The 14,182-nt window shown below is 45.0% G+C and carries 11 protein-coding genes; 8 read left to right on the forward strand and 3 right to left on the reverse strand.

All coding sequences use genetic code 11. The features are described from left to right. Positions 1-96 precede the first annotated feature (96 nt). On the forward strand, positions 97-2,325 hold the full coding sequence (locus MKX60_RS05575) for an MMPL family transporter (protein ID WP_076285618.1): 2,229 nt from the start codon (positions 97-99) through the stop codon (positions 2,323-2,325). Between the two features lie 169 nt (positions 2,326-2,494). Here MKX60_RS05575 and MKX60_RS05580 read toward each other — a convergent pair whose 3' ends face one another. The 3 genes from MKX60_RS05580 to MKX60_RS05590 all read right to left on the reverse strand — a co-directional run bounded on the left by MKX60_RS05580 (position 2,495) and on the right by MKX60_RS05590 (position 5,913). Further along, positions 2,495-2,812: an antibiotic biosynthesis monooxygenase gene (locus MKX60_RS05580; RefSeq protein WP_341059255.1), complete on the reverse strand. Its 318-nt coding sequence runs from the start codon at positions 2,810-2,812 to the stop codon at positions 2,495-2,497. 640 nt (positions 2,813-3,452) lie between these two features. Continuing rightward, positions 3,453-4,172, reverse strand: a complete 720-nt coding sequence (locus MKX60_RS05585; RefSeq protein ID WP_341059256.1) for a 3-ketoacyl-ACP reductase — start codon at positions 4,170-4,172, stop codon at positions 3,453-3,455. 193 nt (positions 4,173-4,365) lie between these two features. After that, positions 4,366-5,913, reverse strand: coding sequence for an FAD-dependent oxidoreductase (locus tag MKX60_RS05590; protein ID WP_341059257.1), 1,548 nt, complete (start codon positions 5,911-5,913; stop codon positions 4,366-4,368). Positions 5,914-6,070: 157 nt separating this feature from the next. Here MKX60_RS05590 and MKX60_RS05595 point away from each other — a divergent pair, with 157 nt between their 5' ends. The 7 genes from MKX60_RS05595 (at position 6,071) to MKX60_RS05625 (ending at position 14,111) form a co-directional block, all read left to right on the forward strand. After that, the gene (locus tag MKX60_RS05595) at positions 6,071-7,429 is read left to right on the forward strand and encodes a spore germination protein (RefSeq protein ID WP_339799238.1); all 1,359 of its coding nucleotides are present in this window, start codon (positions 6,071-6,073) and stop codon (positions 7,427-7,429) included. Further along, positions 7,429-8,529 carry a GerAB/ArcD/ProY family transporter gene (locus MKX60_RS05600; protein WP_341059259.1) on the forward strand — a complete coding sequence of 367 codons (1,101 nt, stop codon included), beginning with the start codon at positions 7,429-7,431 and terminating at the stop codon, positions 8,527-8,529. The genes MKX60_RS05595 and MKX60_RS05600 overlap by 1 nt, the downstream gene beginning before the upstream one ends. Beyond that, positions 8,526-9,623 carry a Ger(x)C family spore germination protein gene (locus tag MKX60_RS05605; protein ID WP_076285622.1) on the forward strand — a complete coding sequence of 366 codons (1,098 nt, stop codon included), beginning with the start codon at positions 8,526-8,528 and terminating at the stop codon, positions 9,621-9,623. Before MKX60_RS05600 ends, MKX60_RS05605 begins: the two co-directional genes overlap by 4 nt. A gap of 91 nt (positions 9,624-9,714) precedes the next feature. Next, positions 9,715-10,110, forward strand: a complete 396-nt coding sequence (locus MKX60_RS05610) for a Fur family transcriptional regulator (RefSeq protein WP_042131422.1) — start codon at positions 9,715-9,717, stop codon at positions 10,108-10,110. A 227-nt stretch (positions 10,111-10,337) separates the two neighbouring features. Next, entirely contained in the window at positions 10,338-12,332 is a 1,995-nt protein-coding gene (locus MKX60_RS05615) for a methyl-accepting chemotaxis protein (protein ID WP_076285623.1), read from the forward strand. Positions 12,333-12,453: 121 nt separating this feature from the next. Then, positions 12,454-13,266, forward strand: coding sequence for a uroporphyrinogen-III synthase (locus MKX60_RS05620; RefSeq protein WP_341059261.1), 813 nt, complete (start codon positions 12,454-12,456; stop codon positions 13,264-13,266). 206 nt (positions 13,267-13,472) lie between these two features. Continuing rightward, positions 13,473-14,111: a ThuA domain-containing protein gene (locus tag MKX60_RS05625; protein ID WP_042192549.1), complete on the forward strand. Its 639-nt coding sequence runs from the start codon at positions 13,473-13,475 to the stop codon at positions 14,109-14,111. The last annotated feature ends 71 nt before the right edge of the window (positions 14,112-14,182 follow it).

Consider the following 14,182-nt stretch of genomic DNA (forward strand, 5'->3'; position numbering starts at 1 on the left):
AAAATAAAAAAAGTTTGATTAAAAATTAAAGCATATATATGATAGAATTAAAAATGACCCGCGGCTCATTTTTAAGGCGGGAAAGTAAAGGAGAGGATGAAGGGAATGTCAGGCTACGGTAAATGGGTGGCAGGAAAAAAGACGAAATGGATTACTCTTCTCGTATGGATAGTGCTAGTAGGTGCACTTACCCTATTATGGCCTGCAGTGAATTCTCAAGTTGCTAATAATGCGCCCAATCTCCCAGATGATGCACAATCAATACAGGCAACAGCAATTGCAGAACAAGAGTTTCCAAGTGGAAGCGGAGTACCTGCATTGCTCGTATGGCATAGAGAAGGTGGGCTTTCGCAAGACGATTTAGTACATATCACTGCTGTATACAACAAGTTGGAGCAGCAACCGTTACCCCATCAGAACTTTGTTCCCCCACTAGGGAAGCTGCCGCCGCAGGCACTGCAAGCCTCATTATCTGAGGATCTTAGTACACTGGTAACCCCGGTGCTTTTTGATAAAACGGCAGATAGTGATCAGCTCGGTGAAGCTGTGACAGAAATGAAGAAGATCATAAACACAGAGACGGGTGGAGACCCCTCCGCGGCTAAGGTAGATGGAAAAGACCTGAGTTTACGTGTTACGGGTCCAGTGGGCATCTCTATAGATGCTTCAGGCCTGTTTCAGAACGCTGACGTCTCCTTGTTAATTGCTACGGTTATGCTTGTGCTGGTGTTCTTATTAGTGATTTATCGTTCGCCGATCTTGGCGTTTATTCCACTTATTGCAGTTGGATTCGCTTATGGTGTAACTAGTCCGATTCTTGGAAAAATGGCGCAGGAAGGCTGGATCACCGTGGATTCGCAGGCAGTATCCATCATGACGGTTCTGTTGTTCGGTGCGGGTACGGACTATTGTTTGTTCCTGATCTCACGGTTCCGGCAGTTGTTGAAGGTAGAAGAGAGTAAGAGTCGTGCGCTTCTTCGCTCAATTACCGAATCTTCAGGCGCCATCGCTATGAGTGGCTTCACCGTCGTGCTCGCGCTGTTTGCGTTATTGCTGGCTAAGTATGGAGCTTATCATCGTTTTGCAATACCGTTCAGCGTGTCGATTTTCATTATGGGAATTGCTAGCTTAACGCTTGTACCTGCACTTTTGGCAATCTTCGGACGGACCTCGTTCTTCCCATTCATTCCGCGCACGCCGCAAATGGAGGTTGAACGGGCTAAGGCTAAAGGAAAACCAGCTCCAGAACCCAAAGTCTCCCATAAAAAAGGGATTGGCGGATTTGTAGTTTCCAGGCCTTGGGCTATCGTAGGAGTGACCGTCATCGGACTGGGGATTCTGGCTTCATTCTCTAGTGGAATCAAGTTTACGTATGATATCCTCTCTTCTTTTCCTAAAAATATGGAGTCCCGCGAAGGGTTCGACCTCATCGGTAAGCAGTTTTCTCCGGGAGAACTAGCACCCGCTAAACTGATTATTGATACTAAGGGGCAAGCGAGTGGAGAGGATCTTAAAGTCATTCTCGGAGGGCTCACGTATGTGGACACGGTTTCCGATCCGCAGCAGGGCGCTGTGAACAAGGATATTCTGGGTTATGATATCGAATTTAAGAACAATCCTTATTCACTTGAAGCGATGGGGCATATTCCAGCCCTTCTAGCAACAGCAGAGCAAGCGCTGATTGATGTAGGGGTAGAGAATCCTTCAGATCATGTGTGGGTAAGTGGTCAGACAGCGACGCAGTATGATACCAAAAAAATCGGAGATCGTGACACCGATCTGATTATCCCTGTTGTTATCGGGTTGATCACTTTGCTGTTGTTGATATATCTGCGCTCGATAGTGGCGACTATTTATCTGGTCGGAACGGTCATTCTCTCCTTCTTCTCTGCACTTGGCTTAGGCTGGATTATCATTCATTATGTGATGGGCGCAGATGCCATTCAGGGAGCGATCCCGCTCTATTCATTTGTATTCCTGGTGGCACTTGGAGAAGATTACAACATCTTTATGATCTCGAATATTTGGAAAAAGCGTAAGACGATGCCGCTTAAGCAGGCCATCGCGGAAGGCGTGAATGAGACCAGCTCGGTAATTACCTCTGCGGGCCTCATTCTGGCAGGTACTTTTGCTGTATTAGCTAGCTTACCGATTCAGGTGCTTGTGCAATTTGGTATCATCACCGCTCTAGGTATTCTACTTGATACCTTCGTAGTACGTCCGTTCCTTGTGCCCGCTATTACGACACTTTTTGGTCGATGGGCATTCTGGCCGGGGAAACATCAAGAGGTGGAGCAAGCTCTGCCTCGTAGTAGTGAGCAATAAGCGACACACTGTAAAAACAAACAGGGATGTCTCAAAGCCATATTGGCTTAGGGCATCCCTGTTGTTATTGTCGTGGCAGTCGTACTTCTGTTAATTGTACGATCGGTCTATATCACATAGACGCAAGTTATGCGAATAGCTTGCGGGACTAGTTGTCCAATCTCTACACTTAATTGCTGGTGCCGGGTGTTCGGCTGATCATCAGCTTATATTTGTCGATCGAAGCACCAAGAATGGCTTCATCTCCACCAGCACCGCGGTGTGATTGACGGAAGGATTCACTGGATGTCCAGCCTTTAAATGCCTCCTCATTCTCCCACATGGTACAGATTTTTAATTCCTCAACACCTTCTTTGGCACTTCCTTGCCAAACCTCCATGCGGACGAATCCTGGCATATCCTGTACACCATTATTTCCTCCGAAACGTTGAGCAATGGCTTCACCATGACCTTCTTTAACTTTAATGGTATTTGTTACTACTAGCATATTAGGTAGACCTCCGTTCAGTAGTGTGATATCCATACATAAACATTAGGCTGAATATATAATTGCACTTTATACACTTAAAAGTTCTGGTTCGTTAGAAACGAAGACGATAAGTGTATTCTCTGCAACTAAATTAGATGAATCTGGCGTATGGTCGAGAATTGCCTGCTTTTAGTTGCAAAGAGTGCAATTAAAGTGTGGCGGATCCTCTAATTACGCTGAATAGATGTACAAAGTGCAACTATCGTCTATTCGAACGCCAAGTAGTATTCAGAGCCGAAGCGCCCAGCGTAACTACAATACTCAACTACAACAATCAACACCCAACACAACGTAACTATAAGTATCTATAATTAAATAAATACTTAATCTCTATTTACCTACTCTGGCGTTAAAGTAACCTACTCTAGCTTAAAGTGGAGTTTGATTGCAGAATACGCAACAGAATAGCCGAAAATAGTCTACATAAGGTATTCTGTTGCACTTTGTACAATTAAATCAGGGTTAAATGGCACGAAAGTACGGTTTTCCTCCAGTTTGATTGCACAAAATGCAATCGAACCAAGTTTCTCTCACGACCAGAGACATTCTATTGCACAAAGCGCAATCAGAGCTTGAATTAGAACCAACCAGCTCGCTTTTATTGCGGATTAGTGGTCCAGAGTCCAGCTGTTTTTAGGAAGACACGATCCGGCAGCTTCAAGGCTGTTAAAGCCAATTCAGCTACATCCTCAGGCTGCATCATGCGGTCTTCGTCACCGATTTTAAGTCCAGCGTTGGAAGCTAATCCGGTGTTAACAGTGCTTGGAGTCAAGGCTACGACGCGGATGTTGTGCTTACGCACCTCTTGTGCGAGAGCTTCGGTCATGCCCATCAGTGCGAACTTGGATGCGCAGTAAGCCGAGCCTGTCGCGAAACCGCGTTCTCCAGCGGTAGAAGAGATATTGATGATATTTCCACCATTTTTCTCAATCATAGCTGGCAGTGCAGCGCGAGTTACATAATACGTACCGTAAAGATTGACTTGGATATGACTTTCCCAATCGGCAGGGTCCATTTCTACCAAAGTGCCGAATTTTGCAATTCCGGCATTGTTGATTAATGCGTCAAATGTTCCAAGCTCATTTTGCAAGAAAGCAACCGCACGTTCAGCTTCTTCGCGTACAGCGATATCCGCAACGGCAATGCTGACTTTAACGTCGTATACTTCCGTTAAGGCTGATTTTAACGCTTCGAGATCGCCTGATGTTCTGGAGATCAGGCCCAAATTAGCACCTTCCTTAGCTAGTGCCATGGCCAAGGCTTTGCCGATCCCTTTGCCTGCACCAGTAATTACAACACTCTTTCCTCTCAAATCCATCTCTAACGTCACGCTCCTTTAAACATTATTGAAGCTAATGCTTCATTACATGTCCTATTATACCTGAATGCTATAGGGCATTTACAATCGCCCGAAGAAAGCAGTTTGAAGATTCCCGTGAATATCGATGTTATTTTTCTTGGACATATAGATTTCCATGAATCCATCATTTTGTTTCCACGAATGAAATGATTTATTCGTAAAGCTTCGTCAGCGGCACGGATGCGGGTCCCTCTAAGACTTCTCCATCATAGGAGAAACGGGAGCCGTGGCAAGGGCAATCCCAAGAACGGTCGCCATCGTTCCATTCGCATTCACAGCCCATATGTGTACAGGTTCTGTCTACCAGATGAAGCTTCCCTTCCGGATCTTTATAGGCGCCGACTCGTTTGCCGTCATGGAAGACAACAGCCCCTTCGTCTGCCTTCAAATCACTTGTCTTTTTATGGACGATTTCTACTTTGCCCGCTACAAGCTCTTTTGCCACATTGGCATTTTGAACGAAGAAGCTTTTTAGGCTGGCGCCAGCTTTGAAGCGGGATGGATCGTATAGCTCTGTGTATGGATTATCCTTACGCTGAATCTGATCGGAGATAATTTGAGCGGATAAGGTACCGCTTGTCATGCCCCATTTTCCGAATCCGGTAGCGATATAAATCTCTTCGTTCTCCGAAATCTTACCGATGTAGGGGACCTTGTCCAGCGTAATTAAATCCTGTGCTGACCAGCGGTAAGGGATCGATTTGATGCCCAACAAGTGGCCTGCGAACAGTTCCAGATTCTCATAATGACCTATCGTGCAAATGCCTTGGCCCGTCTTATGATTCTCACCCCCGACGATAACCAGATTCTGGCCTTCCCACTCCACTGCACGCAGAGAACGGGTTGGTTCGCTGGCACTTAAATACATTCCACCCTCAAAATCCGTTTCGGGCTGGATCGCCAGACAGTAGGAACGTTCAGCATGCAGTCGTGAGAAATATAACGCACCTCCGTCGTAGAAAGGGAAATGAGAAGCCGACACTGCGTAACGGCAGGTGACGCGGAAGTCATTCTTTTCCGTGAAAAGCGTAAGCGTATCGTTCTTCTCCACCTTGTCCGCCATCATCGTATGCTCATAGATCACGCCACCTTTTTCCACGATAACCTTCAATAAGGCCTTCAGATATTGCAGGGGGTGAAAGCGAGCTTGTCCTGGTAATTTAATCGCACCGCTCGCCATCAGAGGGATAGAGACGTTATCCAGCCATTCACCGGGCAGGCCTAATTGTTCATAGGCTTTATACTCTTCTTCCAACTGTTTAAGCGTTTTATGATCTTCAGCATCAGCGTACAAATAGGCCGCTTCACGTTTCATGTCACAAGACACTTCAAGTTCTTCAGCCGTTTTTAAGATCCAATTCATAGCCTCATTGTTCGATTGATAATAGCGCCGGGCATTCTCTGCCCCGAAATGTTTCAGCAAATGATGATAGATTAATCCGTGCTGAGTGGAGATCTTGGCGCTTGTAAAACCCGTAGTACCGCTGAGGATTTCCCCTGCCTCCAAGAGTGCGACTTTGTATCCGGCTTTGCTTAAGAGATAGGCTGTTGTAATCCCTGTAATACCGCCGCCCACCACAGCGACATCTGTAGAAATATCTTCAGTCAGCTTTGGAAAGGTCGGTAAATCTGTAGTGTCACGCCATATTGATTCTGGAAATTGCGGAAGACCTTGCGTTATTTTACGGTGTGGATCCATCTTATTATCCCTCCATCTGTACAATGCTCATTTCATTTATTACCACAGTCCCGTTAAAAGAAACTCTGTATTCATATGTGCAGTGCATGAATTCAGAGAAATAGTGCCAAAATAAGGTGGCATCCGGGAAGCGCAGGATAAATAGGAGGGATGATCCATGTCAGTTCAACAGGATAAGCACAATGTTTCTCTGGAATGGATCAAGGGTGAGTTGGACGGATTCGCCGATTTAATCGATCGAACGCTTGTTGCACCTTTTGGGCAGATCAACTTAATTTATATTAAAAGCGTTACAGATTCGCAGACGCTCAGTCGCCATGTGATTACGCCGTTCTATGAGATGGGGGATACTAACGCTTACCTTGATTACATTACGACGTATCCGGGCACGGAAGAGGAGACTACGAAGGAAATAGCGATCGATCTTTTGCTTAGTGGCTACGTTCTTCTTAGCATAAATGATGTGATTTGTTTTTTTGACGCGATGAGTACAGAGAGCAGCGGTGTTAGTGAAACGTCTGCAGAAAGCATTTCACAGGGACCTTCAGATGCACTAACGGAGGATATTGCGGTTAATCTGAACATGATTCGCCGTCGCTATCAATCCACTAATCTCAAAATGGAAACCATGATCATCGGCGATGTCTCCAAAACAAAAGTGGCCATCCTATACGACATCAGTCGTGTTGATCATAATGTATTAGCGGAATTAAGGGAGAAGATGAATACCCTAAAGGTTGATATTTTACAGGCTACGGGAGAACTTGAGAAGTTTATAAGCAGTGATAAATTGAGAATACTCCCTAAGTCTATTATTACTGAAAGACCTGATAGAGTTGTGTTTAATTTGTCTGAAGGAAAAGTAGCGATACTCCTGGATACAACGGGATATGCGATAGTGTTGCCCTCCATATTTAATGATTTTTTTACATCCATGGATGATAAGATCCAATTTCCTATTGTGGGCCGTTTCTTAAAGCTACTCCGAATTATCGGTGTGTGCATGACGTTGTGGCTGCCTGCGATCTATGTAACACTTACCTCTTATAACCCAGAGATTATTCGTGTGCAGGTTGCACTACTCATTTCGGGTAGTCGCGCGACCGTGCCTTATCCATCTTTTGTGGAAGTGCTCTTAATGCTTATGATGATGGAATTTCTGACCGAGGCGAGTTTACGGCTGCCCAAAGCGATTGGTCCTACGGCCACGACGGTCGGAGGTCTAATCTTAGGTCAGGCAGCTACGGCGGCAGGGCTTGTAGGTAATATTATGATTATATTGGTCTCTGCCGTTGCGATATCCAATTTTCTGATTCCTCTGAATATGATGAGCTTGTCGATACGCGTGCTGAAGTACATTTTTCTTATAGCTGCCGCTGTTCTAGGAATGGTTGGTGTAGTGGTCTGTGTTGTGGGATTCGCGATGTATTTATGCAATCAGCGTAGCTTTGGACAACCTTATTTCAGATTGTTTTTTCTTGATAACCTTGGTAAGAAGAAGGGCGGGGAACATTGATGGCCAAAAGCCGTTATTTCTACTGTCTTTTTCTGATGAACAGCTTGATCAACATCATTAATTTTGTTCCTAGGGAACTAATAGATAGACGCTTTGACGGTGCTTTGTTCTCTATACTAATTGCAACGATCCTTGGTACTTTGTTTGTCTATATATTTACTGTATTGATTGCTAAATTTCCTGGAAAGGGGTTTCCGGAAATATTTACCCCTCTTCTTCCTAAGCTGCTAGTCAAACCCTTACTTGTCTTTTTTGCGGGTTTATGGTGTGTGGCTGGGGGGGTTACCTTGCTTTCCTTTGTAGATATTACGCTGAGATATGTCAGTCCGAATTCAAGCCCATATACTGTCGTGATCGGCTTTCTGATATTGGTCTGCATCTGCTGTCGCTTTGATTCACTATCACTTTTGTATGGTCTTGAAATCATTCTTTTCGTTACATTACCGTTAATTGTCTATGGCATTGTAAAGGCGCTGACCAATCCGGACTTCAATTGGGATTCTGTTCTGCAGATTACTACATACATCTGGCATAAGCCGGATTTGATGAGTCTTTCGGCAGCTACCTTTTCTTTTAGTGGTTATATTAATCTAGCCATCTTTAATCGGGTATTTCATGGGTTAAAGCTAAAGCATGTCTGGATTTTAGGGGTGGAAGGACTTCTCGTACTTCTCATAACCTTTTTGGTCCCTATCGGTTATTTCGGTACTGTTGCGATTGAGAGACATGTATATACGTGGTTCTCGACGGCAGACAGTATCCGGATAGAATCCTTTATTATTGAACGGATGTTGTTTATTTTTTATTTTGCCTATATGACTTTATCTCTGGTGAGTGTAATTGTTCATTGGCATGTAGGGTTAGGATTATTCAAAGGTGCTATTTCATCTACGAAAAAAAAATCCCAGAAGGCAGAGCAGTGGAAAGAGTGGCTCATCCTGTGCTTGTTTAGCGGAGTGGTCCTCTCCTTAATATGGATGGATCAATATCAGCTCAACGTGTTGGGCATTTGGTTTCTACAGATCCGCTGGTTTGGTGAGATGTTCTTAATCGCTCTGCTGTTTTATTGTTATCGCAAAGTAAGGAGGCAGAGGTTGTGAGAAAAGCACTTAGTGCAATAGGAATTGTGTTACTGCTACTCCTTGCCGGCTGTGACTTCAAAGAAATTGATTTAAGGATATTCGTACTGGCGATCGGTGTTGACCCTGGTGAAGAAGAAGGGACTTTCAAGATCAGCTTGAAACTGGCCATCCCACAGGGGGAAGTTACTAAGATTGATGAGAAGATGCAGATATTAACCGAAGAGTCCCCTAGTATTTCGGAAGCGCTCCGCAGAATGAAGTCAAAAGTGGAGAAGGAGCTTGATTATTCCCATTGTAAATCGATTATTTTGGGAGAAGGGATCGCACGCAAAGATATTCAGCATGTTATGGATTGGGCCGTGCGGCGCAGAGATGTCCAGCTTATTGTAAATTTTGCAGTCGGGCGTCCGGAGGCACTTCAAGTGCTGCAGGTACGACCCGAATCGGAGCGAATTCCATCGAATTCTCTTATTCTGGCGATGAGTGGTCAGGGAACGGAGTCTCCTTTTATTGCTAGTGTGTATTCCTTTCAGTTGATGAGAAATATTTATGAGAAGGGTATTGATCCGATTTTGCCGATTATCGAGGCCAAAGGGAAGAGTGAGTTCTTAATTGATAAAATTGCTCTACTGGATAGCGAGAAAATCAAGATGGTGCTTACACCGAACGAAACCCGGCTATACAATCTGCTGTCGCGCTCCAACTTACGGACCAATTTGCCAGCCTATATCGAGGGGGTCATGTATCAGTATTACACAGAGAGATCATCCTCGGACTACAAGATACTAAATACGGAGAGCGGAAAAGCAACTATTCGATACCATATTAAGATTAAAGGGATCCTCGAAGAGAGTAGCAGCCAGGATTTGGTGACACATAGCTTGTTGAAAAAAATTCAGACGGCCGGCGAGAAAGAATTGGAAGATGATATCTTAGCATTACTGAAAAAAATTCATACGAGCGGTTTGGATCCTTTTGGGTGGGGGCTGCACTATGGAGCTAGACATTTTAATAATGATACCGAAATGGAAGTGTGGAAGGAGCTCTATGCTGGGCTCGATTTTCAGGTCAAAGCTGATGTTAACATCAAATATTCAGGATTGATTAAGTAACTGAGAAAGTAATGAGTGGATAAAAGTGGGATTGACGTTCTTACATTCACGATTTATACTTGATCTAAAAATAAGTTAGAGGATGATAGCAATGAAAAGTCTAAATTTGACTTCCCAACGTCAAGCCGTTTACGATATCGTCCTTAATTCACATGACCATCCCACTGCTGCGGAAGTAATGAACCGGCTAGTAGAACAAGGTCATAGCTTAGCATACGGTACTGTATATAACTCTCTTCGTTATCTTTCAGATAAACAAATGATTCGTGAGCTTAAGCTTGGTGAGGCTGCCAGCAGATATGATGCCCGCATGGATGATCACCAGCATATCATTTGCGAGGTTTGCGGTGCGGTTGATGAGGTAATGAACCAAGTTCCACGAGACTGGATGAACACAGTGGCCAAGGATACAGGTTATACCATTGGTCATGCTCATGTGGTATTCGGAGGCGTCTGCCCGAACTGCAAGAACAAGAACGTGAACTAGGATGAAAGAACCGGAGCCTTTTGCTACGGTAATAATAAGAAATAGGCTTATTTGAGTAGATCGCTCTCTTTGAGGCGGTCTTTTTGTTGCGTTTATATGACAATTTTTAAGAATGATGAGAAAAATGAAGAAAGATAGGAGGAAAATCGGTTCCAAAGGAGGATATATAATTATATAGTAAGTCTGGTAAATAAGTCCTTCTTTAAGATTAGAAGAGAGAGAGTGTGATGACATCTATGAACAAAAAAGCGGGTATGAGTATCCGAACCAAATTAATTCTTACATACCTATTAGTTCTACTGTTGCCCAGTATCATTATCGGTTGGCGAACCTATCAATCTGCTAGCCATGAAGTGGAAGATCAACTGGTGAACAATGCTACCGAAAGTGTTGAGGCAGTAGATGCAATCATCAACTCGAATATTCAATCAAAAATAGATACTATTTCTTATTTTGCTGCTGAGTTCACCGCTGAGGGGACCAACAGTGAGGCAAATGGAGAGACGGTAGCTTCTATGAAGGACAGATTAAAGGAATATGCTGTGCTACATCCTGATGTGCTAGATATATATGTTAGTACAAGCAGAGGGCAATCGATCCATGCTTCGGAAGCCAAGCTGCCCGAAGGCTATGATCCCAGACAGGAAAGTGCCTATATTAATTCTCTGAAGCACGGGAAAGGTGTTGTGATTTCTCCGGCCTTTCAAACTGTGAATCAGGAAACGGCGATCGCGATATCAACGGTCCTGAAGAGCGGTGACGGGGTGATAACCCTGAATCTCAATCTATCTGCATTAGGAGAATTGACCGCGACCAAGGTGGGCAAGGAAGGATATATTATTATCCTGGATAACAGCAAGAAATATCTTGTTCATCCAACAGAGGCTATTGGGCTGGAGTCATCCGATGACTTTATAAAGACAATGTTCGAGGAAGATCAAGGTACTTTTGATTATGTCTACAAGGGTACGCACAAAAAGATGACGTTTATGGTAAATGAGCTTACGGGCTGGAGAATCGGAGGCACGATAAGCATAGATGAAGTGACTTCAGTAACGAGTGGAATCCGCAATACAGCGCTGCTTGTAATTGTAGCTTCCGTTCTGCTTGCACTAATCGTAATCTATTTTAATATTCAATCTATCTTGAAGCCTCTGATCCGTTTGCGGAAAGCAACTGCCGTGATAGCCAAAGGGGATCTGTCCGAAGACATGGGGGCTTTCCGCAAAGATGAAATTGGCATGCTAGCCGAGAACTTTCAATTAATGGTGCTCAGCCTGCGCCAGATGATCATAGGTGTGCAGGAGATGACGAGTAATGTCTCCTCTTCAGCCGAAGAGCTGACTGCCAGTGCGGAGCAGAATGCCCAAACGATCGAACAAATGACGATAGCGATTCAGGAGGTAGCGGCAGGGACGGAACGGCAGGTGATCGGTGTACGCAAAGGAATGGAAAGTACAGCGGCGACGACAAGCGAAGTGGATCATATTTCCGTATATATGGAGCAGGTGTCTGCGATGATGGACAAGACTTCACTCTCTGCTTCGGAAGGAAATGATTCCGTCATCAGCGTGGTGGATAAGATCAATGGTATCGATAGAACGGTGGGAGAGCTTGGCAGTGTAATCGACAAGCTGAACGAAAGAACCGGTCAAATTGAGGGCATTGTCGGCGTAATCACAGGGATTGCCCGTCAGACCAATCTGTTAGCTCTCAATGCTTCTATTGAGGCGGCCAGAGCTGGAGAGCATGGCCGTGGATTTGCCGTTGTCGCTGCTGAAGTGCGTAAGCTGGCAGAGGAATCAGAGAGATCAGCGCATTTGATTGCAGAGCAGATTACCGCCATTAATAGTGAGATGACGCTGGTGACTCATACGATGGAAGACACAAAGCAGCGCGTAACCGAAGGGATAGAGGCCGTGGATACTTCCGGACGTTCCTTCTCCCGTATCCGTAGAGCGGTCAAGAGTGCCGCAGAGAAGATTGAGGCAATGGGTGGGGCTGTACAGACCTTATTGGTGGAATCAGATCACATGGAGAAGGCTATAGGAGAGATTCGCGGCATCTCTGAAGAAGCGGCTGTGAATACAGAGACCATCGCGACGGCAGCGCAAGAGCAGCTCGCTTCTGTTGAAGAGATGGCGTCTTCGTCTACCGACCTTAGCCGTCTTGCGGAGGAACTGCAAAAGCTTGTGAGTAGCTTTAAAATACACTCTTCCTAGTAATAATATATATTTCATATAGGAAAACGATGCTTTTATCTTCCCTTTTGCAGCCCTTTGCAAGTATACTGATAAACAATAATGTTGGGTTAGGCAACGGAGAGAGGAGAGACAATAGTACATGGCAGAGCAACTGAAAGGGTTCACGGTCGCCTTGGCGGGCCCGCGCAAATCGGAAGAGATGGCCAAGTTGGTGCAAAATATGGGGGGGACGGCGTTATGTCGACCTGCTCAAGGTACTGTCTTTCTTGATGATGAGGCATTAGAGGAAGGATTGAATTCATGGATCAGCCATCCGCCTTATTTGGTGATCCTTACCACAGGCATGGGACTGGATGCTCTCTTCCAAACGGCTGAACGCCTTAATATCGCTGAGCGTTACTTAGAGGTCCTTTCTGGTTCTATTATTGCTGCACGGGGTTATAAGACAGTGAATGCTTTGAAAAAAAGAGGACTTACGCCGGAGGTTCGTGACGACGACGGAAGTACGATCGGATTGATTCGTGGGCTTCAATCTCTGGATTTGCAGGGCAAGGAGGTCGTACTACAGCTGCACGGCGATCCAGCTCCTCGTATGCTCGCATGGCTGCAGGAGGCTGGGGCGAATACCCGCCAAGTGCTGCCGTATCGTCATACTCTACCAGAACCGGGTGAGCTTGAAAGATTGCTTACAGAAATCATAGAAGGTAAGATTGATGCCGTAGCTTTTACAAGTGCGCCACAATTTCGTTTCCTCTCTCAATTTGCTCGGGAACAGGGCAAGCTGGAGGAGATGCTAAGGTCTTTCGAGGATAAAGTGCTTGCTGTTTCTGTAGGGCGTATTACCTCTGAGGCTCTAAAAGAAGAGGGCCTACAACGTATCATCATGCCTGAGCATGAACGGATGGGAAGCATGATTGTAGAGTTGGGCAAATATGTGGCGGCGAATCGCTAGATCACAGTGTGCGGAAGCTTTACAAGATTTACGTTACTATTCAGAAGCATTCCCGCCGGATTCAATGGGTGGGGATGCTTTTTTACCCGGAAGAGGATGCCTTAAGAGTAGTAAACCTGCCATCTGCATGGACATTCGCAGCAGTTTTCCTTAGAATATAGGCAACATGTGATGAATAATAACAATGAATAAGGAGGAGGATCCCCATGGACAAAAGAAAATGTCTGTTACTTGGTGATTATACCCATCCCCGTTTCCATCCACTTCAAGGAGTGGACCAACAAATTAGCGAGATCTTAAATGATTTATTAACCGTTCAGTGTTCAGAAAACAAAAAAATGATGCGCATTGAGCATTTAGGAAGTTATGACTTATGCATTGCCTACAACGAATTATGGAATGAAACTGTATCTCCTCAGCAAACCGCTGGCCTACTCAGCTATGTGAGCGGTGGTGGAGGACTGATTGTTCTTCATACAGGTGCTTCTTTGACGAAGCGTAACGAACTAGCTCAGCTGATCGGTGGACGCTTTAATGGTCACACCGCTTACGAGCCAATGAATTTTAAGGTGCTAGAGCATGACATTACTGAGGGCGTTGAAGACTTCCAGCTGGATGAGGAGCCTTATCATTTCGAATTTGATCCGTTCACAGATCGGACTATTCTTCTTCAGTATGAATCGGAGGGTCAATGGCTTCCAGCTGCATGGTGCCACAGCTATGGTTTAGGACGAGTAGTGTTCCTGATGCCTGGGCATCATGAGCCATCCTTCCGCCATCCAGCACTACGTAAACTGATCTTGCAGGCAGCTACTTGGGCTGCACGTATTCCGGTAAGTAACTAAGGGATATTGCGTTTTTTTGAAATACGCACACAGTGAGGTATACTTTAATCATCAACTCCGTTTGTAACGAA

Source organism: Paenibacillus sp. FSL R5-0914 (assembly GCF_038004525.1).
Classification (GTDB): Bacteria; Bacillota; Bacilli; order Paenibacillales; family Paenibacillaceae; genus Paenibacillus_AQ.

Bases quoted from the DNA above. Each gene is read 5' to 3' on its own strand.
- MKX60_RS05575 (WP_076285618.1), top strand. From the start codon at position 97: ATGAAGGGAATGTCAGGCTACGGTAAATGGGTGGCAGGAAAAAAGACG.
- MKX60_RS05580 (WP_341059255.1), bottom strand. From the start codon at position 2,812: ATGCTAGTAGTAACAAATACCATTAAAGTTAAAGAAGGTCATGGTGAA.
- MKX60_RS05585 (WP_341059256.1), bottom strand. From the start codon at position 4,172: ATGGATTTGAGAGGAAAGAGTGTTGTAATTACTGGTGCAGGCAAAGGG.
- MKX60_RS05590 (WP_341059257.1), bottom strand. From the start codon at position 5,913: ATGGATCCACACCGTAAAATAACGCAAGGTCTTCCGCAATTTCCAGAA.
- MKX60_RS05595 (WP_339799238.1), top strand. From the start codon at position 6,071: ATGTCAGTTCAACAGGATAAGCACAATGTTTCTCTGGAATGGATCAAG.
- MKX60_RS05600 (WP_341059259.1), top strand. From the start codon at position 7,429: ATGGCCAAAAGCCGTTATTTCTACTGTCTTTTTCTGATGAACAGCTTG.
- MKX60_RS05610 (WP_042131422.1), top strand. From the start codon at position 9,715: ATGAAAAGTCTAAATTTGACTTCCCAACGTCAAGCCGTTTACGATATC.
- MKX60_RS05615 (WP_076285623.1), top strand. From the start codon at position 10,338: ATGACATCTATGAACAAAAAAGCGGGTATGAGTATCCGAACCAAATTA.
- MKX60_RS05620 (WP_341059261.1), top strand. From the start codon at position 12,454: ATGGCAGAGCAACTGAAAGGGTTCACGGTCGCCTTGGCGGGCCCGCGC.
- MKX60_RS05625 (WP_042192549.1), top strand. From the start codon at position 13,473: ATGGACAAAAGAAAATGTCTGTTACTTGGTGATTATACCCATCCCCGT.